The sequence below is a fragment of the Rosistilla carotiformis genome (assembly GCF_007753095.1).
GTDB lineage: Bacteria > Planctomycetota > Planctomycetia > Pirellulales > Pirellulaceae > Rosistilla > Rosistilla carotiformis.
Map to the genome: position 1 here is coordinate 6,405,150 of NZ_CP036348.1, position 25,880 is coordinate 6,431,029.

Annotated in this window: 19 protein-coding genes and 1 tRNA gene; 11 read left to right on the forward strand and 9 right to left on the reverse strand. The window is 58.2% G+C overall.

Annotation, left to right across the window (positions count from 1 at the left end; translation table 11 throughout):
• Positions 1–112 precede the first annotated feature (112 nt).
• On the forward strand, positions 113–1,069 hold the full coding sequence (locus Poly24_RS23305) for a Gfo/Idh/MocA family protein (protein ID WP_145101378.1): 957 nt from the start codon (positions 113–115) through the stop codon (positions 1,067–1,069).
• 251 nt (positions 1,070–1,320) lie between these two features.
• A complete protein-coding gene (locus Poly24_RS23310) occupies positions 1,321–2,130 on the forward strand; it encodes a HugZ family pyridoxamine 5'-phosphate oxidase (protein WP_145101380.1) in 810 nt (269 codons plus the stop codon).
• A 56-nt stretch (positions 2,131–2,186) separates the two neighbouring features.
• On the opposite strand, the gene Poly24_RS23315 is transcribed toward Poly24_RS23310, so the two are convergent.
• The 5 genes from Poly24_RS23315 to larC all read right to left on the reverse strand — a co-directional run bounded on the left by Poly24_RS23315 (position 2,187) and on the right by larC (position 8,975).
• Positions 2,187–2,960, reverse strand: coding sequence for a 3-keto-disaccharide hydrolase (locus tag Poly24_RS23315; protein ID WP_231753309.1), 774 nt, complete (start codon positions 2,958–2,960; stop codon positions 2,187–2,189).
• A gap of 1,060 nt (positions 2,961–4,020) precedes the next feature.
• Positions 4,021–4,094, reverse strand: a tRNA-Met gene (locus Poly24_RS23320).
• Between the two features lie 137 nt (positions 4,095–4,231).
• On the reverse strand, positions 4,232–5,899 hold the full coding sequence (locus Poly24_RS23325) for a hypothetical protein (protein ID WP_145101382.1): 1,668 nt from the start codon (positions 5,897–5,899) through the stop codon (positions 4,232–4,234).
• A 485-nt stretch (positions 5,900–6,384) separates the two neighbouring features.
• Entirely contained in the window at positions 6,385–7,647 is a 1,263-nt protein-coding gene (locus Poly24_RS23330; protein ID WP_145101385.1) for a lactate racemase domain-containing protein, read from the reverse strand.
• A 119-nt stretch (positions 7,648–7,766) separates the two neighbouring features.
• Positions 7,767–8,975: a nickel pincer cofactor biosynthesis protein LarC gene (larC, locus tag Poly24_RS23335; protein ID WP_145101387.1), complete on the reverse strand. Its 1,209-nt coding sequence runs from the start codon at positions 8,973–8,975 to the stop codon at positions 7,767–7,769.
• A gap of 145 nt (positions 8,976–9,120) precedes the next feature.
• On the opposite strand from larC, the gene ykgO reads away from it, so the two are divergent.
• Positions 9,121–9,273, forward strand: coding sequence for a type B 50S ribosomal protein L36 (gene ykgO, locus Poly24_RS23340; protein WP_145101389.1), 153 nt, complete (start codon positions 9,121–9,123; stop codon positions 9,271–9,273).
• Here the strand turns inward: ykgO and Poly24_RS23345 are convergent.
• Entirely contained in the window at positions 9,270–9,749 is a 480-nt protein-coding gene (locus Poly24_RS23345) for an EVE domain-containing protein (RefSeq protein ID WP_145101391.1), read from the reverse strand. The genes ykgO and Poly24_RS23345 overlap by 4 nt on opposite strands.
• A gap of 364 nt (positions 9,750–10,113) precedes the next feature.
• Between Poly24_RS23345 and Poly24_RS23350 the strand changes: the two genes are divergently transcribed.
• Positions 10,114–11,010 carry a DUF1571 domain-containing protein gene (locus Poly24_RS23350; protein WP_145101393.1) on the forward strand — a complete coding sequence of 299 codons (897 nt, stop codon included), beginning with the start codon at positions 10,114–10,116 and terminating at the stop codon, positions 11,008–11,010.
• A 424-nt stretch (positions 11,011–11,434) separates the two neighbouring features.
• Here Poly24_RS23350 and Poly24_RS23360 read toward each other — a convergent pair whose 3' ends face one another.
• The gene (locus tag Poly24_RS23360; RefSeq protein ID WP_145101397.1) at positions 11,435–12,427 is read right to left on the reverse strand and encodes an esterase/lipase family protein; all 993 of its coding nucleotides are present in this window, start codon (positions 12,425–12,427) and stop codon (positions 11,435–11,437) included.
• 134 nt (positions 12,428–12,561) lie between these two features.
• Between Poly24_RS23360 and Poly24_RS23365 the strand changes: the two genes are divergently transcribed.
• The 3 genes from Poly24_RS23365 to Poly24_RS23375 all read left to right on the forward strand — a co-directional run bounded on the left by Poly24_RS23365 (position 12,562) and on the right by Poly24_RS23375 (position 16,293).
• Positions 12,562–13,323 carry a hypothetical protein gene (locus Poly24_RS23365; protein ID WP_145101399.1) on the forward strand — a complete coding sequence of 254 codons (762 nt, stop codon included), beginning with the start codon at positions 12,562–12,564 and terminating at the stop codon, positions 13,321–13,323.
• Between the two features lie 139 nt (positions 13,324–13,462).
• Entirely contained in the window at positions 13,463–14,314 is an 852-nt protein-coding gene (locus Poly24_RS23370; protein WP_231746219.1) for a DUF58 domain-containing protein, read from the forward strand.
• Positions 14,311–16,293 carry a vWA domain-containing protein gene (locus Poly24_RS23375; RefSeq protein WP_145101401.1) on the forward strand — a complete coding sequence of 661 codons (1,983 nt, stop codon included), beginning with the start codon at positions 14,311–14,313 and terminating at the stop codon, positions 16,291–16,293. Before Poly24_RS23370 ends, Poly24_RS23375 begins: the two co-directional genes overlap by 4 nt.
• 8 nt (positions 16,294–16,301) lie before the next feature.
• Here Poly24_RS23375 and Poly24_RS23380 read toward each other — a convergent pair whose 3' ends face one another.
• A complete protein-coding gene (locus Poly24_RS23380; RefSeq protein WP_145101403.1) occupies positions 16,302–18,749 on the reverse strand; it encodes a glycosyltransferase in 2,448 nt (815 codons plus the stop codon).
• Positions 18,750–19,011: 262 nt separating this feature from the next.
• Here Poly24_RS23380 and Poly24_RS23385 point away from each other — a divergent pair, with 262 nt between their 5' ends.
• From Poly24_RS23385 to Poly24_RS23400, 4 genes are all read left to right on the forward strand, one after another.
• Positions 19,012–19,902 (forward strand): DUF1559 domain-containing protein, encoded by an 891-nt coding sequence (locus Poly24_RS23385; RefSeq protein WP_145103397.1) that lies wholly within the window; start codon positions 19,012–19,014, stop codon positions 19,900–19,902.
• A 49-nt stretch (positions 19,903–19,951) separates the two neighbouring features.
• Complete coding sequence (locus Poly24_RS23390; protein WP_145101405.1) at positions 19,952–20,335, forward strand: BlaI/MecI/CopY family transcriptional regulator; 384 nt, start codon at positions 19,952–19,954, stop codon at positions 20,333–20,335.
• Entirely contained in the window at positions 20,332–21,441 is a 1,110-nt protein-coding gene (locus tag Poly24_RS23395; protein WP_145101407.1) for a M56 family metallopeptidase, read from the forward strand. Before Poly24_RS23390 ends, Poly24_RS23395 begins: the two co-directional genes overlap by 4 nt.
• 182 nt (positions 21,442–21,623) lie before the next feature.
• A complete protein-coding gene (locus Poly24_RS23400) occupies positions 21,624–24,032 on the forward strand; it encodes a hypothetical protein (RefSeq protein WP_145101409.1) in 2,409 nt (802 codons plus the stop codon).
• On the opposite strand, the gene Poly24_RS23405 is transcribed toward Poly24_RS23400, so the two are convergent.
• Complete coding sequence (locus Poly24_RS23405; RefSeq protein ID WP_231753310.1) at positions 24,029–25,801, reverse strand: BamA/OMP85 family outer membrane protein; 1,773 nt, start codon at positions 25,799–25,801, stop codon at positions 24,029–24,031. The genes Poly24_RS23400 and Poly24_RS23405 overlap by 4 nt on opposite strands.
• Between the last annotated feature and the right edge of the window lie 79 nt (positions 25,802–25,880).

Below are 25,880 nucleotides of genomic sequence, written 5' to 3' on the forward strand. Positions count from 1 at the left end.
GGTGCGAATCCATCGATGCCAATTGGGGACAGGCACAACTTTTGAGGCAGGGGATGCTGTCACAATCTGAACGCATGCCCTGGCCCCTTTTCACAGCGATGGAGTAGAAAATTTGACGATTCGATGGGGACTGGTGGGTGTCGGTGACATTGCCAATAAACGTGTTGCCGCGGCGATTCAGAGCGATCCAAATTCGGAACTAGTCGCGGTTTGCCGTCGCAGTGAACCGCAATTAGATCAGTTTGCGGATCAATTTGGTGTGCCGCACCGATTTACCAATGCAGATGATTTGATCGCTTCACCCAATTTGGATGCCGTCTACATCGCAACTCCAGTCGACTGCCATTGCCCGCAAACGATCGCGGCTGCCCGAGCTGGCAAGCACGTTCTCGTCGAAAAGCCAATGGCTCTCAATCCCGCCGAGTGCGATCAGATGATCTCCGCGTGCGACCAGGCAGGCGTCTCTCTCGGTGTCGCTTATTACCGACGATTCTATCCCGTCGTGCTGCGAATCCAGCAACTGATCGAAGCGAAGCAATTGGGCCGAATCCTTTCCATCGGGTGTGTGACCGGGAATCCCAACCGATTCCCGGCGGATGATTGGCGAGTGATCCGGACGCGCGGAGGCGGAGGGCCGTTGATGGATATCGGAAGTCATCGATTGGATGTCTTCCTGCAACTGCTGGGAGATGTCGCGACAGTCAAAGCGAGCGTGATCGATTCACCCGACTACGAAGCTGAACAGGCGGCAACGCTGTTGGTGCAATTCAACTCGGGCGCCCATGGAATCCTGCAGTGCTACTTCGGCACCGTGGAGACGCCGGATCGATTGGAGATCATCGGAACCGAAGGACGGATCACCGTCGAAGACCTGAACCATGGCGACCTAATGCTCTCCACGTCCGAAGGGCAACAGTTGGAATCGCACCCACCGGCAGACAACCTGCACGCTCCGCTGATCTCAGATTTTTCCGCAGCGGTGCTGGAGCATCGCTCGCCCACAATCAGCGGCCCCGTCGGGAAACGAACCAACGATCTCATCCGTCTGGCATACGAGGACGCCCAGTAGCGGACCAATCGAGGACAGGCACAATTCCCGGTGAGGTCGACACCCAACATCACGTCCCACAGGCGACGCTGACACCACTCGAAAACATATCCTGGCACCTTTCGTAATGTCTGTTGATGCCTGTGCCCTGATTCGGAATGTGCGAAGCATTTCGGAGGTGGTTGGTTTTGCGTTAGGATGCTTGATCAAGCGATGCGGTCGGGAGCGCATTTTCATCTCTTGCATCTCTGTCCACAGAAAGCATTCAGGCAATGGCTCAACCGCGAAAACACGCCTACACAACGGCCCCCGAAGATCCAAATCCTGCGGCGGAGACGACGTTTGCCGAGCGAGCTCGAACGATGCTGTCGCTGAGTCAGGTGGGTGTCATCTCCACCCACTCGGTCCACTGCAAAGGGTTTCCGTTTGGGTCGACAATGCCGTACGCATTGGATGCAATCGGCCGACCGCTGTTTCTGATCAGCGCGATGGCGATGCACACCAAGAACCTGCGCGAGGATCCCCGTGCGTCGCTATTTGTCACCGATCCGACAGCGGCTTTCGATCCGCTGGGTGCAGGGCGTTTGACGCTGGTCGGCAGCGCCGAACCGGTGCCCGATGAAGACCTTGATGAAACCCGCGCTCTGTATCTCAGCCGCCATGAGAACGCGAGCTACTACGTCGACTTTGCCGATTTCTCGTTCTGGCGACTCAATCCTACGGAGCTCTATTTTGTTGGAGGATTTGGAGTGATGGGCTGGATTCAGACGGATGATTTCCAGCACGCGGTTGCGGATCCATTGGCTGACGCCGCGGCGGGTATCCTGCAACACATGAACGACGACCATGCCGCTGCGATGCTCGATATCGCTTACGCGGAAAAAGAGATCGTCGCCTCCGAAGCAAAGATGACCGCGGTCGACCGCCTCGGTTTTCATTTACGGCTCAAAACACCCGAGCGTGTCCAATCGGTTCGCATTGGATTCCCACACGAAGTCCGGAGTTCCGACGAATGCCGTCAAGCGATTGTTGCGATGGTGAAGCAGGCGCGCAGCGACAAGGAATCCAGAAACGACGGTTGATCGCTCAGGGGCGTGATGAGCGCCCCCGCGTGCGATCGACACCGGTGCAGAGGATTCTACTCCTCGATAACTTTTGCCGTCTGTTCTGGCGTGGTGATGCCCGGGGGCAGTTCGAGGATTCGGATATTGCGGAAGTGAATTTCCGAGCCTTCGGACTCCAGGCAGAGATAGCCTTTGCGGACCGACGAATCGCGAATGGAATTGACGAACTTGCCATTGATCGCCAGCTTGACCGTGCCGTCGACGCAAACGACATCGTAGACGTTCCATTGCCCCACACCCTTGCAACGCAGTTCCACCGACATACTGCGTCTGCCGCGCGGGTTGTCGGGCGTGGCGGTGAGCCCGCCGGCACCAAACAATTCGCCCGAGATGTACCCGATATGGTTCGGCTCACCATTCTTTAAGGGATGCTGATTGACCCAGTCCAATTCGAGCATCTGGACTTCCATTCCCTTGGGAAGTCGGCTCCCCTCAGGGACGAATCCCTCACTCCACGCAAACACGCCGGAATTGCCCCCGGCCTTCATGTGCCGCCACTCGATATGCAGGATGAAGTTCTCGTATTGCTTCTCCGATCGCATCACACCGATAGGCTTACCGCTGCATACCAGCAGCCCGTCCTTGACCGACCAGGTATCTGGTTCTGTGTTGACGTTCGCCCATCCCGACAAATCGCGGCCGTTAAACAGATCGACCCACTGTGAGACTTCGGTAGACGCTTCCGCAGCGGGCGGCTCGGCCCCCAATTCGGACTCGAAGGCCAGCGACACCAACAGCGCCGCAAGCATCCAAGGGATCATTCCCAAAACGTCAATTCGTGAAGTCATTCTCATTGGTGGCTCGTAAGTTCTAGGAGTTAAATTAGCGATCGATAGAACGATCGGAGTCAAGCACAATCGTCGATTCCATTGAGCCTGGCAGCTCTCGACAGCGTGAGATTGTACCACGCCTGGACGAGAACATAGCCTAGCACCGCAATGGTCCGCTCAGTGCCGCAGGCATGGCATGCAATAGCCATGGACGCAAGGCAACCGCACAGCAGTAAGTACCGATGGCACGACAGACGTTGTCGCGTTCTTTTTATACAGAGCCAATCGGGGACAGGCACAATTCCCGACGACATCCACCATCCACATCCCGCTGGCGTTGCTGGCACCACCTGAAAACATGCTCTGGCCCCGTCTGGTGAATTGGCAGAATGATGGGGGCAGAATAATGTTTCGCGCCGCCAGTTCCGCCTCTACTTCGAGGCGAGCTCGTAATCGGGGACAGCCACAATCCCCGGCGACATCCACCATCCACCATCCACATCCCGCAGGCGATGCTGGCGCCACCTGAAAACATACTCTGGCCCCGTTTGGTGAATTGGCAGAATGATGGGGGCAGAATAATGTTTCGCGCCGCCAGTTCCGCCTCTACTTCGAGGCGAGCTCGTAATCGGGGACAGCCACAATTTTGGATAAGCCGCCAACCACCAGCTCCGTCTCGCTGGCAACGCTTACACCACCTGAAAATATGCTCTGGCCCCGTCTTCACGACTGGGTTGAATCCCGAGGAGATCACTTGAGCTCGATCGTTCACTTCTCGATGTTGCCGGTGAAAGCAAAGGAATTTTGCCGGAGAGGCTATATTCCTGCGAGGGAACCAGGGCTCTCACCAAGGCACCAAGCCACCGACGCGGAGCGAACTCCCAGATAAAGGAACCACAACGATCTTACTCCGCGCCTTCGCGCCTCCGTGAGAGCCCTTTCCGGCAACGCAACTCCAGCGCCACCAAGACGGCGCAGCCTCCGCGGCTGAAGCAATCGTGGATCCGTGCTGCCCGGGCGCACAAAAAAAGCCCTGGCTTCGGCGTTTTCACGCGAACCAGGGCTTTTTGTTTGGCAGTAGCGGCAGAGGGACTCGAACCCCCGACACGCGGATTATGATTCCGCTGCTCTAACCGGCTGAGCTATGCCGCCAAGTTGTTTCAAGGCAATGGTTTACATCCAATCGATCGGCAATGCAAGCGGGGCCTGCCGATGTGGATAACTCCCAAAACCTCGCAGATTGTATATCGCCATTTCCGATTGGGAAAGCCACCTCAAAGAGCAAAAAATTACCGATCCGGTTCGCTGCTCCCCTGACGCAACTGGTTGAAATATTGCTCGGTATGCTCTCGCTCGGCCCTGGGCAGTGGACGGTCCTCCAACGGGTCGCTCTCCTCCTGCATCGCGTTGATCACCGCACTCTTGATCTCCTCCCGCGTCACCCCTTTGCGATTGGGGCCGTTGGCAAATCCGGCAGCGATCCCGCTGCCGTTTTTCGGTTTGGTGCGGACCTGCGATTCGTAGTTCCCCGTCTCGGTCTCCTCCTCGGGACGGTCGCCTTTACCCCCTTCGCCTTCGCCCATTCCGTCGCCACCCTCGCCTTTGCCTCCCCCCTTGCCCGGAAACTGCCCCGATCCTTGACACTGCTGACAACCATTCCCCTGACAGCTCTGGCAGCGCATCTGTTGCTTGGCTTGCGACAATTGGTCCATCATCTCTTCCAATTGATCCATCTCGTTCTGCATCTCGCCCAATTCTTCGGCCAGCTGTTCCAAGGACTCCGCCGCGCTCGACGCATCCCCTTTCTGCATCGCCTCTTTTGCTTGAGCTAGCCCCTCAGCCATCTGCTGCATCTGTTGCATTTGCTGGTCCATCTGTTGCATCTGCTGCAACTCCTTCTCCAGCTTTTCCGCATCCTCGCTGCGGCCTTCCTGCTTGGCTTGGTCGATCTTCTTTTGCAGATCCTGCTTCGCTTGCTCGTGCTTTTCGACAGCCTTCTCGATCGCCTCCTGCATCTTGGCGATCTGATTCTCCAGCTGCTTCTGTTCGGCTTTGGTCATCGTGCCGTCGTTGAGCTTCTTGACAAGTTTCTTGATCTCCTCTTCCGCTTTCCCCAGCTCTCCCCGCTGCATCGCCGACGCCAACTTGTCAGCCGGTCCGCGTTGCATGTCTTTTAAACCAGCCAGCTGCTTCCGCATCTCTTCCTTCGAACCCATTTGGTCGCGGCGTTCTTGCAGCTGCTTCTTGATGTCGTTGAGCGCAACCATCGCCTGTTTCTGGTTCATGTCTTTGCGCTGCGACAGTTGATCCAGATCGGCTTCGATCTTCTTAAACAGATCGCCGGCATCTTTGAGCCCCTGCGCCTCGGCCCGTTTCCGACGAACCGCAAGCTTCTTCTTCAGTTCATCCGCAGCGGTTTTGATCTGCTGTTGCGATGCGGTGTCGACGCTCGCTTGAGCTTGGTTGTCCTGAGTCGCATCGGGAATGAAGAGCAAAACCGCCATGGCTGCTAAAGGAGCCAGCGGCAGCAGCGCGATGCGTTGCACTCGGTGGCGAAAGTGCTCCGACACATCCAACTTCTCCGCTCGGCGAGCCGCATCGGCCAACAGCGCCTTACCGATCTCCGAATCGAGTTCCGCTTCGCTCATCGACAGCGAACTGCTGATCCGTTCTTTGAGCCCAAACTGCTGATCGATCGCGATCGCCGCGTCGTTCATACTCGGCGCGGTCCACCGCGTCACCACGCCTGCGATCACCACCGCAGCAGCAACCGCGGCAGCCAACCACGACAATCGCCAGGCGTCCAAATCGAACGACAGCGCCCACAGCTTCGGCACCGCCAGCGCCAACAGCGCGATACACAAAGCGGCAAAAAGCGACCAGCAGAAAATGCTTGCAAATTTTTGCAGCATCAACCGCCGGCGGACTCGAGCAACTTGATGGCGAACGTGGTCCATGATCGGATTCCTCGGATAAGCAGCGTTTTCGGCGGCCAATGCAACAAAACGACCACCAACGGATCGCAGCGGCGGGAAAGAGCCGCAATCCACACATAGCAAATTCTAGCAGTTGTGGCGCGATCTGGTTTGGGAAATCTTAAAGTCGCCCAAACGCAGCCCAATTGACCCTCGTGGTTTAACCGCAATACCGTTCAATGAAGGAGCCTCGGACCGTGGAAAGAATTAGCGGCAAGACGTAGTGGACGAGGTTACGAGTCCCAGCGATTGGGTCTGAAGCAAAAGGACTCGTAGCCTCGGACCGTGGAAAAAATTAGCGGCGAGACGTAGTGGACGAGGTTACGAGTCCCAGCGATTGGGTCTGATGCAAAAGGACTCGTAGCCTCGCCCACTACGCTTCGCTAAACGGTATGTTCGTTTAACCGCGTGGGCAACGCCCCGCGCGTTCGCGCGATAGATAACGGCCGCGGGTCGCGAGCCGGCTACTAAAAAATTTCCAACAACTGATCGTCTGCGTCGAAACGGATCGGTTCGGGCGGATGGACGATCTGCAAGTTCGGCCGCTCGGCGACTTGGTTCCAGTAGGCTTCGGAGCACATCACCTCGGAGATCTCCAGCGTATTGGGAGCCCACATCCAGCGAACGTCCGCCGGCGCGACGAGTCCCGCTTGCGTGATCGCCGCTGCCAAGACTTCGCGATCGGTTGCGAAATGGATCGGTACCATCGCCGCCGTCACGTGGCCGCCGGTCAGGCAATTGATCCGCGTGGCAACGGGATCCATCTGATCGACGAGTCGCTGATGGCAATATTCGGCGAGTCCGACGCCGGTCGCATTCCCGGCCGTCGCTGCGGTGAGGCCGCGGGCATAGATCTGATGGATCTTGGGGAACTCATCCTCGCGAGCGACATGGTCGTTGTATTTGCGGCCGACGATGTTCGTGTCCATCCCAGTGCCGCTGATGTCCTTGCCGATCTTGTCGACGATCAATAGATCGGCGCGATCGAAGGGGAGGGCGGGCATCATCGCGCGGGCTCGCAGCAGCAGTTTCCGTTCATGCGATTCAAACTGTTGTGGCTCGACCGCCTGGATCGCTGCGGTCTCGTCGTACCCGTTCTCCAGGATTGCGACCCCAAGTGCGATCGGGCAACGATTCAAAACCTCACCGGCGACGCTGCGAATGATCTGCCCAAAACTGAAGTTCTGGATCGCTTGATGGTAGACCACCGCACCGTTGCGTTTGCCTAAACCGATCAACAGCATCTTCATCAGCCCGCTTTCGATCTCGCCGACAAATCGCGTGTGCGGCTTGATCCGGTTGCAGACGATCACATGATCGGCGGTCGAAGCGTGCCGGTCGAAGTGGACATCAAAACCCTCTTTCGCCTGAGCGACGATAACCGTCTCCATGCTGCTGCGGATCTCGCATCCCATCGCCGCGTCGGTCACGCCGTATCGCCCCAAGAGTGCCGCTTGCCCTTCAGCGGTCCCGCCGCCGTGGCTGCCCATGGCGGGAACGATAAAAGGAACGCCGCCCAAGGATTTGACGTAGTCGACGATTGCGCGAACGATCTCCGCGATGTTGGCGATCCCACGGCTGCCGACCGAGATCGCCACGCTCTGACCGGCAGAAACCTTCGCCGCCAGCGACGATCCACTCAACTGCTCCGCGACCGCATCTGGTATCGAAGCGACGCGCGTGTCATCAAACGTTTGACGAACGCGGAACATGCGAGGAAATTCAAACATCGTTCGCCAAACGGAATTTTGAGTTCGTGAGTGAAACGCTTCAAGCTAACTCGGGACGCGTTGTCATTAACACAACCGCCCGGACGCCCCGATACTGAAACACCGACCAACAAGATCAACTACGGATCCGAAAGGTCGCTCGCGTCGAAGGCCTTCACGGCTGCATCGCGGACGGCGTGGAGACTGACTTGCTTCTCGGCGGCCAGTTGGCGGAGCGATTCGTGTTCGGGAGTGAATCGCCACTGCGATGAAGGGAGCCAGACACATTTCCCTTGCACGCTGCCAAACGAGGTTTCGACGGCATGCGCTCGGCGGATCAGTTTCGTCCGCCGCGCGGCCCAACTGCGGACTCCGATCGCCGACGAACATCCCAGCAGCACCGATTCGATCGTGGCGGTGCGGTCGGGAGCGGCCAAGACGGTGATCTTCGTTCCGCTGCGTCCCTTCTTCATCATCGTTGGCGTTTGGTAGACGTCCAACGCTCCGGCATCAAACAACTGGTCGACGCACCACGCCAACTCTTCGGCCGTCGAATCGTCGACGTTTGTCTCGGTGATCACGATCTGATCGGTCTCGAACTGCCCGGAAGCTTCGCCAGCGGCCGGTTGGCTGGCGGTGTCGCCGATCAGCACGCGCAAGATGTTCGCTTGCTTCTCCAGATCCATCGTCCCCGAACCGCAACCGATCGCGGAGATCTTCATCGCGGGAATCGGGCCAAACGCTTTGCATGTCGTCTTCAGGATCGCCGCTCCGGTCGGCGTCGTCAGCTCAGCCTGAATGTCGCTCGGTGCGATCGGAATCCCGGCCAGCAACAGCGCGGTCGCGGGAGCGGGAACGCCGACGCGGCCGTGGGCGATCTGAATCGTTCCGCCGCCGGTGGGGACGGGGGACGCCTCGACTCGCTCAATACCTAGTTCGGTCAGGGCGATCGCCACGCCGGTGATATCGGCGATCGAATCGATGGCTCCCACTTCGTGGAAGTGGACTTTTTCGAGCGTCGAGCCGTGAACCTGCGCCTCGGCCTCGCCTAAATTACGAAAAATCAGCTTGGCCAAATCGCGAGCTTCGGCCGAAATATCCCCTTTATCGAGCATCGCTTCGATGTGATGGAGATGTCGATGAGCATGCTCTGGCGGATGCGCGATCGTGACCTGCGTCGCACGAAACCCGTATTTCTTAATGTTTTCCGTGGTAATCGAGATCTCGCCGAGCCCCATCGATCGAACACCGGCTTGGATTCGGTCGATACTGGCCCCGGCGTCGATCAGCGCCCCCAGGGTCATATCACCACTGATTCCGCTGGTGCAGTCGAAGTATGCGATACGCAAAGAAAAGCTCCTGGTAAAATGGCGTTGCAGTTAAATCAAGAACGGATAAAATGTGCAGCCCTTGATGAACCGAAGAAACATCAGACTGCCAACGGCACGCAGTGTAAACCGTTGCTAGCATAATATTGTTAAGAAAGTTAGATCCATGAAAGTTGTAAGCTCGATCGGCACGCTGAAGAATCGTCACCCCGACTGCCAAGTCGTCAAGCGTCGTGGCCGAATCTACGTGATTTGCAAAAGCAATCCGAAGTTCAAGGTCCGCCAAGGTGGCGCGAAGTCGAAGAAGACTCGCCGCTAAGCCTTGTTTTTGGCCGCCTCGGCCATCTTCAACACGACCTCAAATTCCGATTCGGTGACCGGCTGGACACTCAATCGGCTTCCTTTGCGGAGCAGTTCCATCTGCTCCAGTTGGGGTTCGTTGCGCAGTTGCGAAAGTGTCACCGGCTGCTCGAATGCCTTGTCTAACTGCACGTCGACCATAAACCAACGCGGGTTTTCGGGGCTGCTCTTCGGGTCGTAGTACTTGCTGCCCGAATCCCAGGCGAAGTGATCGGGATAGGCTCCCTTGGCAATCTTGGCAGTTCCCACAACCGCGGGGTCTTTCCCACCCGAGTGGTAGAAGAGAACGCGATCCCCTTTCTTAAAATCATCGCGCATCATATTGCGAGCCTGGTAATTGCGGACACCTTCCCAGCAAGTCGTCTTCCGCTTCTCTTTCGCCAGATCTTCGATCGAATAGGTCCCCGGTTCGGTTTTCATCAGCCAGTACTTCATGCGTGTTCCCTACAGATTGTTCGTGAATTGGAAAATTGACCAGTATTGTCAACGCCGCAGCGATGATAGTTCAAGGGCGGATCGGGATGACCGCTAAACTGACGTAACCGCCGACGGCGACACCGCTTGTTTACTCTCCCGACCGCAGCGCTAAAATATGCAGATAGCAGGCATTGGGACGCGAAATGTCCGGTGGGCGGAGCAAGGTAGCATTTTTTCGCTTTATGAATGGGGATCCCTTTGGATCGCATCCATGAAGAAAGGGACATTTGCGTCTCGCCTCCAGCTCAAAAAAAGCTATCTTTGAGCTTGGTGGTTCGAAGAGATGAGGGCGGCACCTCCCAACCGTTAACGAGGGTGAGAAATGCGACGACAACAAATGAGTTTAGCAACGATTGCAGTTCTGGCGGGTAGTCTTTTCCAGTTGGGAGCATATGCCGAAGAGTCATCGAAACCCGCAGGCTCGACTCTGAAAAAACAAGGCGCTGCAAAAACCTCCGCGCACCCGCTAGATCGCGTCATCGAGATTGCGACCAAGGGGCTGCAGCGAACCGATGAAGAAGTGAAGGAATATTCGTGCCTGTTGATTAAGCGCGAACGGATCGACGGCGAACTGACAGCGCGCCAATACATGCAGGCCAAAGTCCGTCACCGCCATTTTGCCGACGGCAAGTTGGTCACGCCGATGAGCGTCTATCTGAAGTTCCTCAAGCCAAGCGAACTGGCCGGCCGTGAGGTGTTGTACGTCGAAGGCGAACGCGACGGCAACGTCCTGGCGCGGCGAGGCGGGCCACGACTAGCGAACATCACCGTCGAACTGAACCCCAAGGGGCATTGGGCGATGCAGGGAAACCTGCACCCGATCACCGAATTTGGTTTCCGCAACCTGATCTTCCGACTGCTGGAAAAGATGCGCGGCGATCTGGCATCGACCGATATCGACGTCAAGTTCTACGACAACGCAAAGTTGGGGGATCGGGAATGCGAACACATTCAAGTCACGCAAACCAACCCCAACACGACCGCTGACTATCACATCGCGCGGATTTTCATCGACAAGGAAATGCAGGTCCCTGTCTACTTCGCTTCCTACGACTGGCCCGAGAGCGATGGTGGCGAACCGCCGCTGAAGGAAGAATACATCTTTGCCAACGTCGACCTGAATCCGAACTTCGTCGCATTGGACTTCGATGCCGACAATCCCGATTACGCTTTCGAACCGATCGCATCGGAAGAATCGTTGGCTCAGGTCAAACCCTAAGAAGCAGCGCCTCGCAGCAGCCTCCGCGCCACTTCACCCGCCCGACGCCCCTCCCGGAACGACGCTGCGCTCGTTCCACCCTCCCCGGCAAACTGCGTTTGGGGAGGGTGAAGTACGCCACAAATTCACCCGCCCGGCGAAGCTGGGAGGGTCGGAAAACGTGCGTTTAGCAAGTTTTCCGGGGAGGGCTCGAGTGTCGGTTCGAGCCCCAGCGATGCGCGAACGCCCCTCCCCGAACTTCGCTTCGCTTGTTCGACCCTCCCCTTCAAACTTCGTTTGAGGGAGGGTGAAGTCAGGCAACCGGCAGCGAACAACACTACACCCGCCCGACGGAGCTGGGAGGGTCGGAAAACGAGCGTTTAGCAAGTTTTTCGGGGAGGGCCATCTCCGTGGATCGAACACCTGCGGATTGACCGCATACGGCTCAGGGCAGCGGGTTGCGTTGGCCATCGGCTGCGAAGGCGCCGGTTTCCAGGAACCGAAGCGTCAACTCTTGGACGTCTTTGTCGTCCATTAGAAACGAATGCAACACCGGCACGATCACAAAGTCGTTCGCTCCCGAGAGCTTCGCCTCTTCAACGCTGACGATCAGATCGCTGTCACCATCGACCAAGGGATTGCGAAACCGTCCCATGTCATAGGCGCCAGCAATGATCCCAAACTCGCACGGCGGCGTCGCCAGATGTTGCTGCAGTTCGTCCCAGTTGATCCCCAACTGCACGCCACTGGTTCCGGTGATGATTTCGAACACCGTTGTCGACTGCAACCGCTTGGCGATCTGAGCGCCTTGATTCGGCGGCCCCTGCATCACAAATCGCCCCAGTCGATCCAAGACGCCCGCCGGATCGCCCTCGGTTTGCCAATCGCCGATTGCATGCCGGGCGACGATGTTCCCCATGCTGTGTCCGACCAGATCGATCTGCGGTTGGCCGGGCAGGCTCTCGATCAGCCCTCGCAGCGCGCGCGCATGTTCGCTGACCGGTGCGCGTGTGCTCGCATAGCCGAAATGGATGACTGTCGCTGGCGTCTCCTGTTCGATCCGTTTCCCTAAGGAGGCAAACGAACGATGGGTCCGCATCAGCCCGTGCATACAAACGACCACGCGTTGCGGCGACTCGGGCCATGGACCGTCGTTCATGATCGCGGCAAGCCGCGCGTCGCAGGCCTCGCGCGAACCTGAAAAATGACGAATGTTCGATGGATTCAGCAGGCGGCACTGATCGGTCAATTTGTTCTGCTGGATTCGCCAACCGTACCACCAACGCAGATCCGTCCAGAACTGAACGCCTCCCAAGGTCGGAAGCTTTAAATTCGCGACAAACCCTGCGGATTCAGGAACCGGTTCGTCGGCGTGGTTGGTGGATTGGTTCATGATCGCGACCAGCAATATCAGCCAGATTGAGAACTTCGTACGCATTTCAGTCTCCTTGATATGGGATTCTTCATGAAGAGCCCATCCAATGCGAGAGGGTTTGCTGTCCAAGATCTTTCGGTAGAATCCGAACAGCTCGATGATCTTTTCAAAGCCCCACTGTCTCGCCGGAGTCCCCTATGAGCGAAGCCCCGTATCAATCCCAACCAGCCGATTCGTTTGACCCACCCAAGTCTTCGGGCAGCTGTTGGCTCTACGGTTGCCTCGGATCGATCGCCCTGTTGTCCATCTTAGTGGTCTGCGGCGGCGTGGGGACCTATTGGTTTGTAAACAATCAGATCCAGAAATACACCTCCGAAACCGCCGCCGATCTGCCCGTCGTCGAGATCGGCGAAGAACGGCTGGCCGAACTGGAATCGCGGGTCGGCGGTTTCAAGACCGCAGTGGAAGCCGAATCGACGCCGCCCGAACTGATCCTGACCGCCGACGAGATCAACGCGATGATCGCCAAGCAGGATGACCTCCGCGGCCGCGTGTTCGTGAAAATCGCCGACGGGCAAGTCGAAGGCGATGTCAGCATCCCGGTCGCCGGACGATTCTTTAACGGTTCGGCCACCTTCGATGTCAACCTGGTCGACGGCATGCTGTTCGTCAACTTGAAAGCCGCCACGATCAAAGGCGAACCGGTTCCCGATATGGCGATCGAAGCGATCGGCAAAGAGAACTTGGCGAAAGAGCTGAACACAGATCCCGATATGGCAAAATTTATTAAGAGCTTGGACAGCGTCCGCATCGAAGGTGATAAGATCATCCTGTCGCCAAAGGTCGCCGCCCCGGAAGGTGCCGCCGGCCAGCCCGACGCATCGACCGAACCCGCCGACGATTCGCAGCCAGCCGATGCGGCCAGCGACGAACCGGCGGCCGCTGTGCAAAACGATTGATCTCGATCGATAGCACTCGGCGGTTGGCGAAGTCCAAAAACGATTGCCGCCCCAAAAGTCCATGACGCCGGCAGACCGTCGGTTGGGAGAGTTTTGATTGAATACCACCGCAACCGCCACGCCTTTGTTATCGCCCGAGATGCTGGGGCGGTTGGAGCGGATGGAATTGGTCAGCCGCAAGGTCTTCCGCGGCCGGATGAAAGGGGAACGACGCAGTCGCCGCAAAGGGCAGAGCGTTGAATTCGCCGACTTCCGCAACTACGTCCCCGGCGACGACCTGCGGTTCATCGACTGGAACATGTACGCGCGGCTGGACAAGTTGTTCCTGAAACTGTTCCTGGAAGAGGAAGACCTGCATTTTTATGCGTTGATCGATGCCAGCGCGTCGATGAGCTTCGGCGATCCGACGAAACTACACGTCGCCAAACAGCTGGCCGCCGCGCTCGGTTACGTCGGCATGTGCCGCGCCGACCGCGTCCGTGTCGCCGCCTTGGGACCGCCCGGTGCCGCCGCGCCAACGCTGCGTGGCAAAGCCAGCTTGTGGAAGATGCTGAACTACTTGGATACCGTCCAACCGGTTCACAACGTTTCGCTGGCCGACGGCGTCAAAGATTTTGTGCTCCGCAATCCAGGAACCGGGATCGTTGTCCTGCTGACCGACCTGATGGACAAGCAGGGCTACGAAGCCGCATTGCGGATGTTGCTGGGCCGCCGAATGGACGTCTTTGTCGTCCACATCTTGGCTCCCGAAGAGATCGATCCGCCGCTGCAAGGCGATCTGAAGCTGATCGATGTCGAAGACGCTGACGAAGCCGAAGTGACCGTCAACGGCGCGTTGCTGCAACGCTACAAACAAACCGTCGACGCGTTCATCGATCAATCGCGGACCTTCTGCAGCCAACGCGACATGACCTATCTATTGACGCGGACCGACCAGAGCGTCGAAGAACTGGTCACCAAGTATCTGCGACAGCGAGGCGTGGTGCGATGAACTTTTTGCCCGCGCTGCATGCATGGCAATGGGGCCTGTTGGGGCTGATCCCAATCGGCATCATCCTGCTCTATTTCCTGAAGCTACGGCGCCAACCGATCGAAGTCCCCAGCACTTTCCTGTGGACCCGCACGATCGAAGACATGCACGTCAACAGCCTCCTGCAGCGGTTGCGGCGGAACCTGTTGCTGTTCCTGCAGCTGTTATTTGTCGCGTTGGCGGCGCTGGCGTTGCTGCGGCCGGGATGGCAAGCGAGCAGCCAGAGCGGCCGCCGGATGGTGCTGCTGTTGGATGCGTCGGCCAGCATGCAGTCGACCGACGTGAAACCTTCGCGTTTCGAACAGGCCAAGGAACTGTTGGCTCAACAGATCGACAACATGGACGGCAGCGATTCGGCGATGTTGATCGCGTTCAGCGATGAACCCGACGTATTGCAAGGCTTTACGTCCGACCGACGCCGGTTGCGCGATGCCTTGGATTTAGCGCATCCGACCAATCGGACGACCAACATGCTCGATTCGCTGAAAGCCGCGGCGGGGCTGGCTAATCCAAACCGCACCAGCCAAGCAGCCGATGTGAACGACATCCAGGTCGCCGACGCGCTCCCCGCGACGCTGTACATCTACAGCGATGGACGGGTCGGTGCGATCAACGATTTCGACTTGGGTAACCTGACGCCCAAGTTCATCCCGATCGGATCGGGGAGCGCCAACAACATGGCGATCACCGCCTTTAGCGCCGAACGGAACCCCGAGGATCCGTCGCAGGTTCAAGCCTTTGCGACGATCGCCAACCTCGGGGCGCAGCCGCAATCGGTCACGGCGACGCTTACGCGCGACGGCGAATTCCTCGATGCCTCCGCTGTCGAACTGGATCCCGGCGAAGAGGAGGGGCTCTCGTTCGCGCTGCAGATCGATGACGACGCCGGCTTAAAACTGAGCCTCGACCAGACCGACGACTTGGCGATCGATAACGTCGCCTACACCGGACTCTCGCCACTGCACAGCGTCGCGGTGCTGGTTGTCACGCCGGGAAACGAACCGCTGAAGACGGCGATGCAAACGCCTCGCGCAGCGCGTTTGGGGAGGCTGGAGTTCGTCGAACCAAGCTACCTCGAAACGGAGGAATACAAAAAAAGAGCGGCCGACGGCAGCGACGACCTGATCGTCTACGACCGCTGCGCCCCCGAGACGATGCCACTGGCCAGCACTTGGTTTATCGGCAGCCTGCCGCCACAAGATTGGGAAGCGGGCGACCTGTCGTCGGCGGTGTTTGTGGTCGATGTCGATCGGACTCATCCGATCATGCGGTTCTTAGAATTGTTTGCGATCAAAATTGTCGAAGGCAAAACGCTGACCGGGCCGGCGGGAACGCAGACTCTGATGACCAGCGATTCGGGACCGATCCTGGCCTTGGCTTCGCGACGCGGTTACCAAGACTTGGTGCTCGGTTTTGAAATCGCTTCGCAAAGCGAGGATGGGGGTGAAGCTTACAACACCGACTGGCCGATCCAACGCAGCTGGCCGGTCTTCGTTTACAACGTCTTGCGATATCTGGGCGGAGCGATCGACACGACCGGCGCGCCGTCGTACCGCCCGGGGCAACCGATCACGCTGCGAACGGAAAACCGATTGACCGAAGTTGAATTGCGATTGCCTTCGGGCGAGACCGAAACGCTGACTGCCGGTGTCGGTGGTCAGACTGGATTTTCGGATACCGAAGCGGTTGGGCAGTACCAGTTGTTCGCTGGCGATCGGCTGCTGCAGATGTTCACCGTCAATCTGTTTGACGCTCAGGAGAGCAAGATCCCCGCGACCGAAACGATCGAGTTGGGGTACGAAACCGCCGAGACGATCGCTGGCGAGCAGAACCGCCGCAGCGAAGCATGGCGTTGGATTTTGCTGGCCGCACTGCTGCTGCTGGTCCTCGAATGGATCACCTACAGCCGCCGCGTCTGGGTCTCCCCCGCCCGCGGTTAGCGCAGCGGCTATCTTAGCTTTACAGGGGCAACTTCCCAGAGCTGAGCCAGCCCGCGATCAGCGATCTTGGTGACGGCGAGGTCACGTGGCAATTGATCGCGGATTTGATCTATCGGCACACGTTCGTCGACGATCAAGATCGCATCGTGATGCTTCGCGACAAACATGCCGACGCGATCGATCTGGTGATCGTTGAAGTTGGAGATATCCGAGCGCCGCAAGTAGAACGGCACTTCGGAAAATTCGTGAGCTACCGTTGCGATCGCCTGCCCCGGATCAGCGTTCAACTGAGACGTCAGCGGTGAATCGGGGACGAACAGCATCCGATCTCGGCTGTACGCAGGCACCATCACGTGCATCATCATGACCGCGAAGCCCAAAGCCACAATGGCCGACGAAGCCCACGCAACCTGGGGCCGTTGCTGGCGGCGCACCAACACCACCACGGCAACAACCGACAACAAAAGCCAAAGAACGCCCCACAGGTAGGCCGCATGCGAAGTATCGATTCCCGAGGCGATGGCGTAAACGACGATCCCGACACCCGCAACGGTTGTAGCCAACGTTGCCATCCGCGGCGACCAAGTCCCTGCAAATTGGTGCAACAACTGGCCGCGTGACGCACCCAACACGTGACTCAAGTAATGCCCGATCAATAACGCAAACGCTGGAGCGGCGGGCAACAGATAGGTCGGCAATTTGCATCGCGACAGCGAAAAGAACAAGAAACACCAACAACTCCACAACAACAAGAACCCGATCACCGTGGGCCGCTGCCGACGGCACTGGGGTGCATCGCCCAACAGGAACTTGCAGTATGGGATCGTTAAAAACGACCACGGATGCCCGGCGAGCAACAGCACGGGAACAAAAAACCAGATCGGCCGAGCGTGAAAATCGCCGGCAAACCGACGCAGGTTATGCTTATACAAAAACTCGGGCAGAAACTCGGGATCTTGCATCGCCACAGCGAGCCCCCAAGGCACAACGACGGCCAAACTAACCAAGGCCGCGACCGCGAAATGTCTCCAGCGCGGCATGGCAGCGGAATCGGTCAACCAGGCGAAGACAACCAATGGCGGCAACCAAAGCACGGCCGCTACCGGCCCCTTGGTCAACAAGCCAAGCCCGCAGAAGAGCGCCGACAACAACCACCACTTCCATTTCAAATGCCCGTCGCGAACCGCTTCGTAGGCAGTGAACAACGCCAACGTCACCCACAGCGACAACACTCCGTCGATCAACAAATAGCGACTGGTAAACGCAAACCCGAAAGACAACATCAAGACCACGCCAGCCAACAGACCGCCGCGAGGCCCGATCATTCGGATCCCAAAGAAAAGGGTCGCGACGAGCGTTGCCAGCCCCGCAAGGGCAGGAATCAAACGAGCGGCATACTCATGGATTCCCAATAACTTGTAGCTCAATGCGCACAGCCAATAGACCAACGGCGGCTTATCGTAGTAGGTCTGAAAGTTCAGTTGTGGGACGATCCAATCGCCTGTCGCCAACATCTCGCGAGGAATCTCCGCGTAGCGTGTCTCATCGCGGTCGATCAATGGATAGCCTAGATTGGTTAGCATGAAGATCGCCGCGATCAACACCAGCCCACCGCTCATCCAAAACGTTGTCGATCTTTTCCAGCCACGATTGCTCTCGATCCCATCGGTCTCCACAGTGCCGGAAAACTGGACGGCATTCCACCAATAACGAATCAAACTCGTAGCGACACGTGGGATATGAGCGACCGAAACGGTGCTTTGTCCCTGCGTGCGAGGGCGATGCGAGACACCAACTTCGACCACGGAAAGGTTCCGCTGTTTGGCCTGCGTCAACAGTTCGGAGTTCACCAGGAAGCCATCGGTCGTGATCTGAAGATCCTTCAAATGGTCGCGGTGGAACATTTTTAAAGCACAATCGATATCGCGAACCTGAGTCCGCAACAACAGCCGAACCAATTGGTTGTAGCCGCGTGAATAGAGGCATCGCAGCGCGGTATCTTTGCGGTCGATACGGTATCCGCAAACGATGTCGTACCGTCGCGAAAGCAACACGAAACGATCGAGTTCCGTCAAGTCAAACTGGCAATCAGCATCGGTGAAGACAACCAGATCGTGCTGAGCCGCCTGGAAGCCCGATCGCAGCGAGGCTCCGTAGCCCTGGTTCGTTTGATGCCGAATCAAACGAACCTTAGGATTCTCAGCAGCCGCTTGAGCAACCAATCCAGCGGTGTTGTCGGAACTGCCATCATCGACGACGATGATCTCGTAGCAATCGGTCAGGCCAGCCAGAGCGTGATCCGCTTCTTTGATCGCCGACTCGATCACTTCGGCTTCGTTCCAAGCCGGCAAAACCAACGAGAGACTCGCGGCCACGGGAACGAAGCTGTCTTCGCTTCCAGACGCTTCACTGGGGCATCGAACCGCAGACGCCTGAGATGTTGAGAGAGAGTGCATCCTTGAACTCCAAAGCACATTACCACTTCATTTTACGGACACGCGTCTACACGCCTACTCCGCTTCGGCGTTAATACTAAACTCTTAATAGTTCGTTTCGCAAGAGCATCTAGCGCGACATTCCGTCGCGTCCCAAACCGGATTTCATCGAAAAACACAAGCGTTTTCAGGCAATCACGCAGTGGCTCTTGCCACAACTCTTATATTTTTAGTAGTATTTGCTGCTTCAGGATTTCGATTCCCAACAAGTCAAAGCTCTCCAATGGATGCTCGGCGTCAAGGATTGACCGTTCTCGAATTGCTGGTGGTGATCGCGGTGATCTCGATCATGGTAGCGCTACTGTTGCCAGCGTTGATGTCCGCGCGAGAGAGCGCCCGACGCGTCGCCTGCCGCAGCCACTTGCGCGAGCTTGGCATCGCTGCGCATCATTTTCATGACGGCTTTGGCCATCTGCCACGGGCATGGAAAGCAACCGACGACGGCAAGCCGTTTGCCTTTGCCTGGGCTGCGAACATGCTCCCGCAACTCGGGCAACAAAACATGCTGGCGCAGCTGGACCTGGCCACATCGCCGACGGGTTTAACGACATCTGTGGCGGCTGAAGCGTTCGCCTACGAACTGTTCGTCTGTCCGTCGGATCTGACCGAACCGAGTTTTGAATTGCAGGTCGATACCGAGCGCGACGACGACGTTGACGGATCGACGGACAACGCACTGCACGCAGCAGCGTCGCCGAACTTGGGCTGGTTTCCAACAGCTAACTATGTAGGCGTGTATGGCACCCATGAGGCCGACGATTACGAAGAGGCCGCACCGACGTCGGGCTTCGCCGATGGCAGCATCATCAACGAACAAGACATTCGATTTCGCGATCTGCGACGCGGCTTAAGCAACACGATGATCGTTGGGGAGCGGACGATGGCCGCCGTCCCGTCGACTTGGCTTGGGATCGATCTTCGCGGTGGCGACGCGCCATGTCGACTGGTCGGATCAGCGATGACTCAGCCGAATTGCGAAACCTGCGATGAATGCGAATTTTCGAGCCGGCATCCAGGCGGCTCGAATTTTTTGTGGGGCGACGGACGCGTGACTTTGGTCAGCGAATCGATCGATTCAGTTTTGTACCAAGAGAACTCAAGACGAATGCCCTAAACGGATTTAGGGTGTCGGGACGATTTGAAAAGCGGCGGGAGACGACAACGTGCGAAATAAATCAGTCAGCGGGCTAACTGCGGCGGAAGCGGAAGTCATGAACGTAATCTGGGGAAACGAGCCGACAGGGATTCCCGATATCGTCGCGCAAATGCCGCGAGAACTGGCCTATTCCACCGTGATGACAACGGTCCGCATTCTTTGCGACAAGGGGTTTGTCAGGCAATGTGGCAAGGAGGGGCGGGCGTTCATTTACGAATCGTGTGTGGGCCGCGATGAAGTCCGCTGTTCGATGGTTCGCGATCTGGCTGAACGACTGTTTGGCGGATCGGTCAAGTCGATGGTGATGAACATGATCCAAGAGGAGACGATCGACGCCCAAGATCTGAAAGACGTCAAGAAAATGATCCGCGACTTGGAAGCACGCCAATGACATCGTTTGAATGGCTGCAGATCGTCCTCTCCTACGCTCTCCAAATCACGTTGGTGCTCGCGTTTTCGTGGTACCTTGAATGGACGCTGAAGTCATCGCAAGCGAAGTCTCGCGTTTGGACCAGCGCGTTTATCGGACTGGGCATTCTGTTGGTCGCTGGTCTGATGTTGCCGAAGCTGCAGTTTTTCCACCCGTGGAGCGAGATCCGGCCCAGCGTTTTGTTAGGAGTGATCGAAGCGGAGTTTATCATCGGCAAGACGCTGTTGGTCCTGTGGGTGTTCGGCGCCGCGATCGTGCTGTCGCGATGGATCTTCCATTTTGTGCAACTGCATCGTTTCATTCGTTCGACCGAGCCGCTGGACGACGAGCGTCGGCGGCGCTGCAATACATTGGTCGAAGCCGAACTGTGCACGATCGGAAAACAGCCGGTTCAGTACCGCATCAGCCCCGAAGACCTCGGCCCGTTCTGCTACCAATTCCACACGCCGTATGTGTTCCTGCCCGAATCGCTTTTGGCAGGTGACGCGGTGGAAATGTCGCACGTGCTGCGCCACGAACTGACTCATCTGAAGACGCAACATCCGATGCAGTTGTTCATCCAAAAGTTCCTTCAGACGATGTTCTGGTTCCATCCATTGGTCTGGATTTCGGGCCAGCGAGCCGGCTTAATTCGCGAGTTCGTTTGCGACGACGCTTCGACCAGCGATCCGGGGACGACGGCCACCTACTTGCGAACGTTGGTTCGCGTCGTCGAGAACCGCGCCAAACCGCAGAGTGGAACGTTTGCGATCGGTCGCACGTCGAGCGAACTACGGCAGCGGGCGATGCGTTTGGCTGCGGGAAACGATCTCAAATCAAGCGTCTGGTCGCACAGCGTCAGCCTGCTGCCAATCCTCGCCGCTCTGCTGATCTCTCAAATTTGGTTGCCAATCAATCCGCTGGCCTCCTCGCAAAGCATGTTCACTCGCTGGCCCAGTTGGACCGCTCACGCGCTGCACGCGTTCGACATTAAGGTCCGGGACTACGAACGTTTTGAACCCAACGTCCAACTGCACGAACTGATGGAACGACAGGACAATAGCGCGTCGGCGCTTCGTACCTACTGAACGTTCGCGTCGCCGGCGATCGCTGCGGGTGCCTGGACGGTGTTGGGGTTTTGACTTACCTTGAATCGTGACTTTACGAATCAACAGGACGGTCAAGCGAACCTGCCGTCGCGCCCCCGCAGGAACTCCCGTCGATGCAGTGCATCCAATCTATTGGACTTCTCCCGGCAGCTGTCCGCGCGTTGGCTATCGCTGTAGTCCTCTCGGTCGGACTGCCTTCGATCGATGCCTCCGAATCGCTGACGCCGCTGGGACGCGAGACGACCGATCGCCAAGGCGACCTGCAACGGCGGCTGCTGGAATCGGGCATGGCCGCCATCGCTGAACAGATCTGTCGGCAGAAGCTGGCTGATGCCAAACCGGGCTCCGATGAATCGGCGACTTGGACGATTCGATTGAGCAACGCGATGCTGCAACGCGGGATCGAACAACGACCGATCGATCCATCGATCTGGAACCGCTCTTCGGAATTGTTAGACGGTTGGTTAGTCGGATATGAAACCAGCCGCCGCGCCGATTGGATCCGACTGGCCCGCGCGATGGTCGACTTCCGTCGCAGCCAGACCGCCACGCTCAGCGTGCTCGCTTCGCCCGAGAGCTCCCCATTGCGACAAGCTGCGTTGGCGGCGATCCGCGATTGCGAAGACCAACTGACTCAGTTAGCCGATGCGTTGCAAGAGACGATCCCGCTGGCCGATTTGAAACGGGACGACCGCTTGGCCCCGGCGGCTGAGTTGCGCGTGGTGCAGGGAACCGTCCAACGCCAATTGGTGCGAACCCTCTTGGCCCGAGCCGATCTCTATCCGCCCGACAGCGACGATGCCTTGGCGGCGGCGGCCGACGCGGCGGCACAAGCCGAGACGCTGCTTCGCAAGACTCCCGCCGACGACCCAAGCTTTGGCGACGTCGTGCGGTTGTTGGCCGAATCGTGGCTGCGCGTTGGCGATACGCACAAAGCGACGCTCGCGTTGCGGCCGCTGTTGCCAGCCAACGAATCGGAAGAGGGCGATCCAACGCCCTCGACAGCTGCCGCTTCGATTTGGGACATCGTCCCCGAAACCGGGGCAATGCTGATCCGGATCGCGATCGCTGAGGGAAAGCGTGGCGAGGCTCAACAGTGGCTGGACGCTTATTTCCAGCCCGACGATTACACCAAGACCGTCCGCGCCGCTCCGCCGACGCTCGACCTGGCTCGGTTGGAATTCTTGCTCTCGGGGAAAAATCCCGATGTCCAATCGGCAGCCGACTGGGCCGAAGCGATCGAAGCGCGGCACGGTGCATTTTATGGACGGACAGCGAGTTTGCGGCTGATCGATCTCGGCGATTCGGACGCGGGAAGCGATCCGCGCGTGATGGCGACTGCGGCGGCGGCGATGTTGCGTCGCGGCGAGTTTGCGGCAGCAGCCGGTCAGTATGCGGAAGCCGCCAACCGCGAAGCGAAAGGCGGCGAGGCGGAATCCGCGTTCCAACATCGACTGCAATCCGGAGCCGCCTATCGCAAAGCGGGCGACTTGGACGCGGCGAGCCAACAGCTGGCCCAAGCCGGCGAAGGTCTGACGTCCCATCGCTTGGCCCAGGCGGCACATTTGCAAGCTGCGTTTTTGTTGGTCGAAGCGGGTTGGCCCGGAGATTCGCCACGACAGCGACGGTATCAAAAGCTGTTGGAAACCCAGTTGCGGCTGTGGCCCGAGGGGGAACAAACACCGCAAGCCCGAAAGATGCTGAGCCAGCTGTTTGAGAACCGTCAGGCTTGGGCCGATGCCGCGAGGCTGTGGACTCTGTCGGCGGACGATTCGTCGCGAGCGGCCAGCCTGTGGCGGAAGGCGTTACGGGCAGCGAAGGAACCTGATCAGCAGGCAGACTTGCTGAAGGAAGCCGTTGCTCAATTGCCAGCCGATGGCGAGCAAGCGTTATTGGTCGCGCTGTGGGGAGACCGAACGGTCGTGTTGAAGTTCGGTTGGGACGCGCTCAACCAACAGCTTGGCCAAGCGGAGTTTCCCGCGGCCGATAAGGCTCGGTTTACGGCGGCGCTCGCTCAACTGCGACTCGGCAAAACGAGCACCCTCGACCTGGACTTCTTGTCAGCGAATCCCGACGAGCCGTGGCCGCTGGATCTAATCGATTGCTTGGGTCGCGACGCACAACAGCATTCGGTCGATCGAAAACGCTTGGGAGACGTGATTCTGGCGGTCGCCAATCGCATCGCGAGTGAAACGCGATCCTTGCCCGATCAGCTCACGATTCTCAAGGCGCTGGTCGCCAGCGAGCAATCGAACCGGGCGATGGAAGTGATCGGGCAGTTCCCCGAACCACGATCGGGAAGCCTCGCTCGAGAGCTGGCTCAGATGTTGCTGCACAGCGACGTGCCGGATGATCGTCGGCAGGGGATTGAGCGGATGTTGCAGTACGGCCGCGGGATGAAGAAGGGGAGCGACGATTGGTTCGCCGTTCAGCTGGAAATTTGCCAGGCCTATCTCACCGTCAACGACTCGCAAGCCGCGGCGAAGCTGGCAAACTATCTTCTGTTAACGTCGCCGCCGAGCGATCCGCAGCAGCTGGCGCGGCTGCGGGAATTTGCTCAAGCGGATTAGCGTGAGAAGCCCATGAAGAAGCTGAAGACCTGGCGATCGTCGGTGTCGGCGTGGGCGACGGGGAAGGCAAAGTCGAAGGCCAGCGGAGCAGGTCCCAAGGCGGGCATGCTGACGCGGAAACCAAAACCGGGAGCGACGCGGAAGTTCTCGCGTTTGATCTCGATTTCGCGTTCGACCGTACCGTAATCGACAAACACGACGCCCTTGGTGGCGTCATCGGCGGTCAACGGGAACTGGTATTCGACCGATCCCAACACGCTCAAACGACCACCGACCTGAACGTTGTCCGAACCGTTGGAGAGGACAGGGCTCGCACCTCGGAAATCGAAACCACGCATGGTGCTGTAACCACCGGCGAAGAAATTCTCGAAGATCGGCGTGTCCGCGCCGCTAAAGCCAACGCTATTGGTGACCGCAATCGTATGACGCCCCGAGTGATCGGCACGCTCGCGAAGCAGGTAGTAGTTCCTCAGATCGGCTTGGATCCGCGAGTAGTCGTACGATCCAAAGGTTTGTTCAAACGTCACTTCAAACAGATGCCCTTCGGTCGGCGCGAATGGGATATCGCGGGTATCGTGCGACAAGCGGACGCTGCCCGAATAGAGTTCGTGGTTGCCAACGTATTGATCAACGTAAGGAATTCCAGGGACGCGAACATCGCCAAAGTCGACGTTTTCGGCACGGATCGCTGTCGAAAGCGAAAGCTCGTTGGTCACGCGGTAGCCCAGTTGGACACGGCCCCCCAAACGCGATTCATCCCAGTCGCGGTACTGACGGTCGAACAAGAAGCCTTGCACCGAAAGACTCAGCGGCAGGTACCCAAACAGATACGGCTGGCCAAACGACATCATGTAGCGTTGAAAATCGCTACCGGGGACCGCTTCCAAACGGAAGGTTTGCCCGGCACCGCGGAAGGCGTAGCCGGAGAACAAGTCTTGGAAGCTGCGTGGGAATCGCAAGATGTCAAAGTTGCGTTCGTCCAACACGATCTGACCGGTCACACCGGCATCGCTGTTGACGGCACCACCGACCATGAACCGACCGGTTCGGGCAGGTGTTACGAAGACGTCGACGGGGACGGTTCGCACGCGAGGCATTACCAACGGTGGCGGTTCATTCGACAACGGATCGACAAAGTTCGGATTGATCGGTTCAATCGGCGCACCGATCATGCCGGGCTGTTGCGGTTGAAATTCGGGTTGAAACTGAGGTTGGCCGACGGGCTGACCAAAGGTCTGCTGGTTCGGGACAACCGGTTGATTATTGTAGGTTTGATATCCAGCGGGCGGTGCGGGCAGTCCGTAGCTGGGAGCCGGCTGCACCTGCGGTTGGTATTCACCAACGCCGTTCTGGGCGACGCGAGGATCGGTCGCGGTGTTTCCGTAAGCACCGCCAGCGGTAGCCGCTTGGGATTGCACCAACGGGGGTTGGACATTTTGACCGCTGACAGGGACGGGGCCACGCGTGAAGCCTCCACCACCAGGGGATGGTGCCGGAGCGGCTGCCGCGACGCCTGGAGGCAACGAGAAGCCAGAGTCTTGGCCGCGGATCGTGAGCGGTTCTTCTGCAGCCAGGGCGGATGATGAATCGTCGGCCGCAGCGTTCGCCGCGGGCGTGATGCCCAACTGACTAAAGTCGACAGCATCGGGGGGCGAATCATTGCTGGCAAGGTTCTGCTGTCGCAGATGAGCGCAACCGCCAAGCGTCAAACATGCCAACAGGGACAACCCGGCCGCGATGTTCGATGGAGCAGAAAAACAACGATTCATAAATATGCCCGGTTTCGGTCCCGAAAGCGTTTCATTGCGTGAGGCATTTAATCGCACGATGGGGTCTCTGTAGGAAACA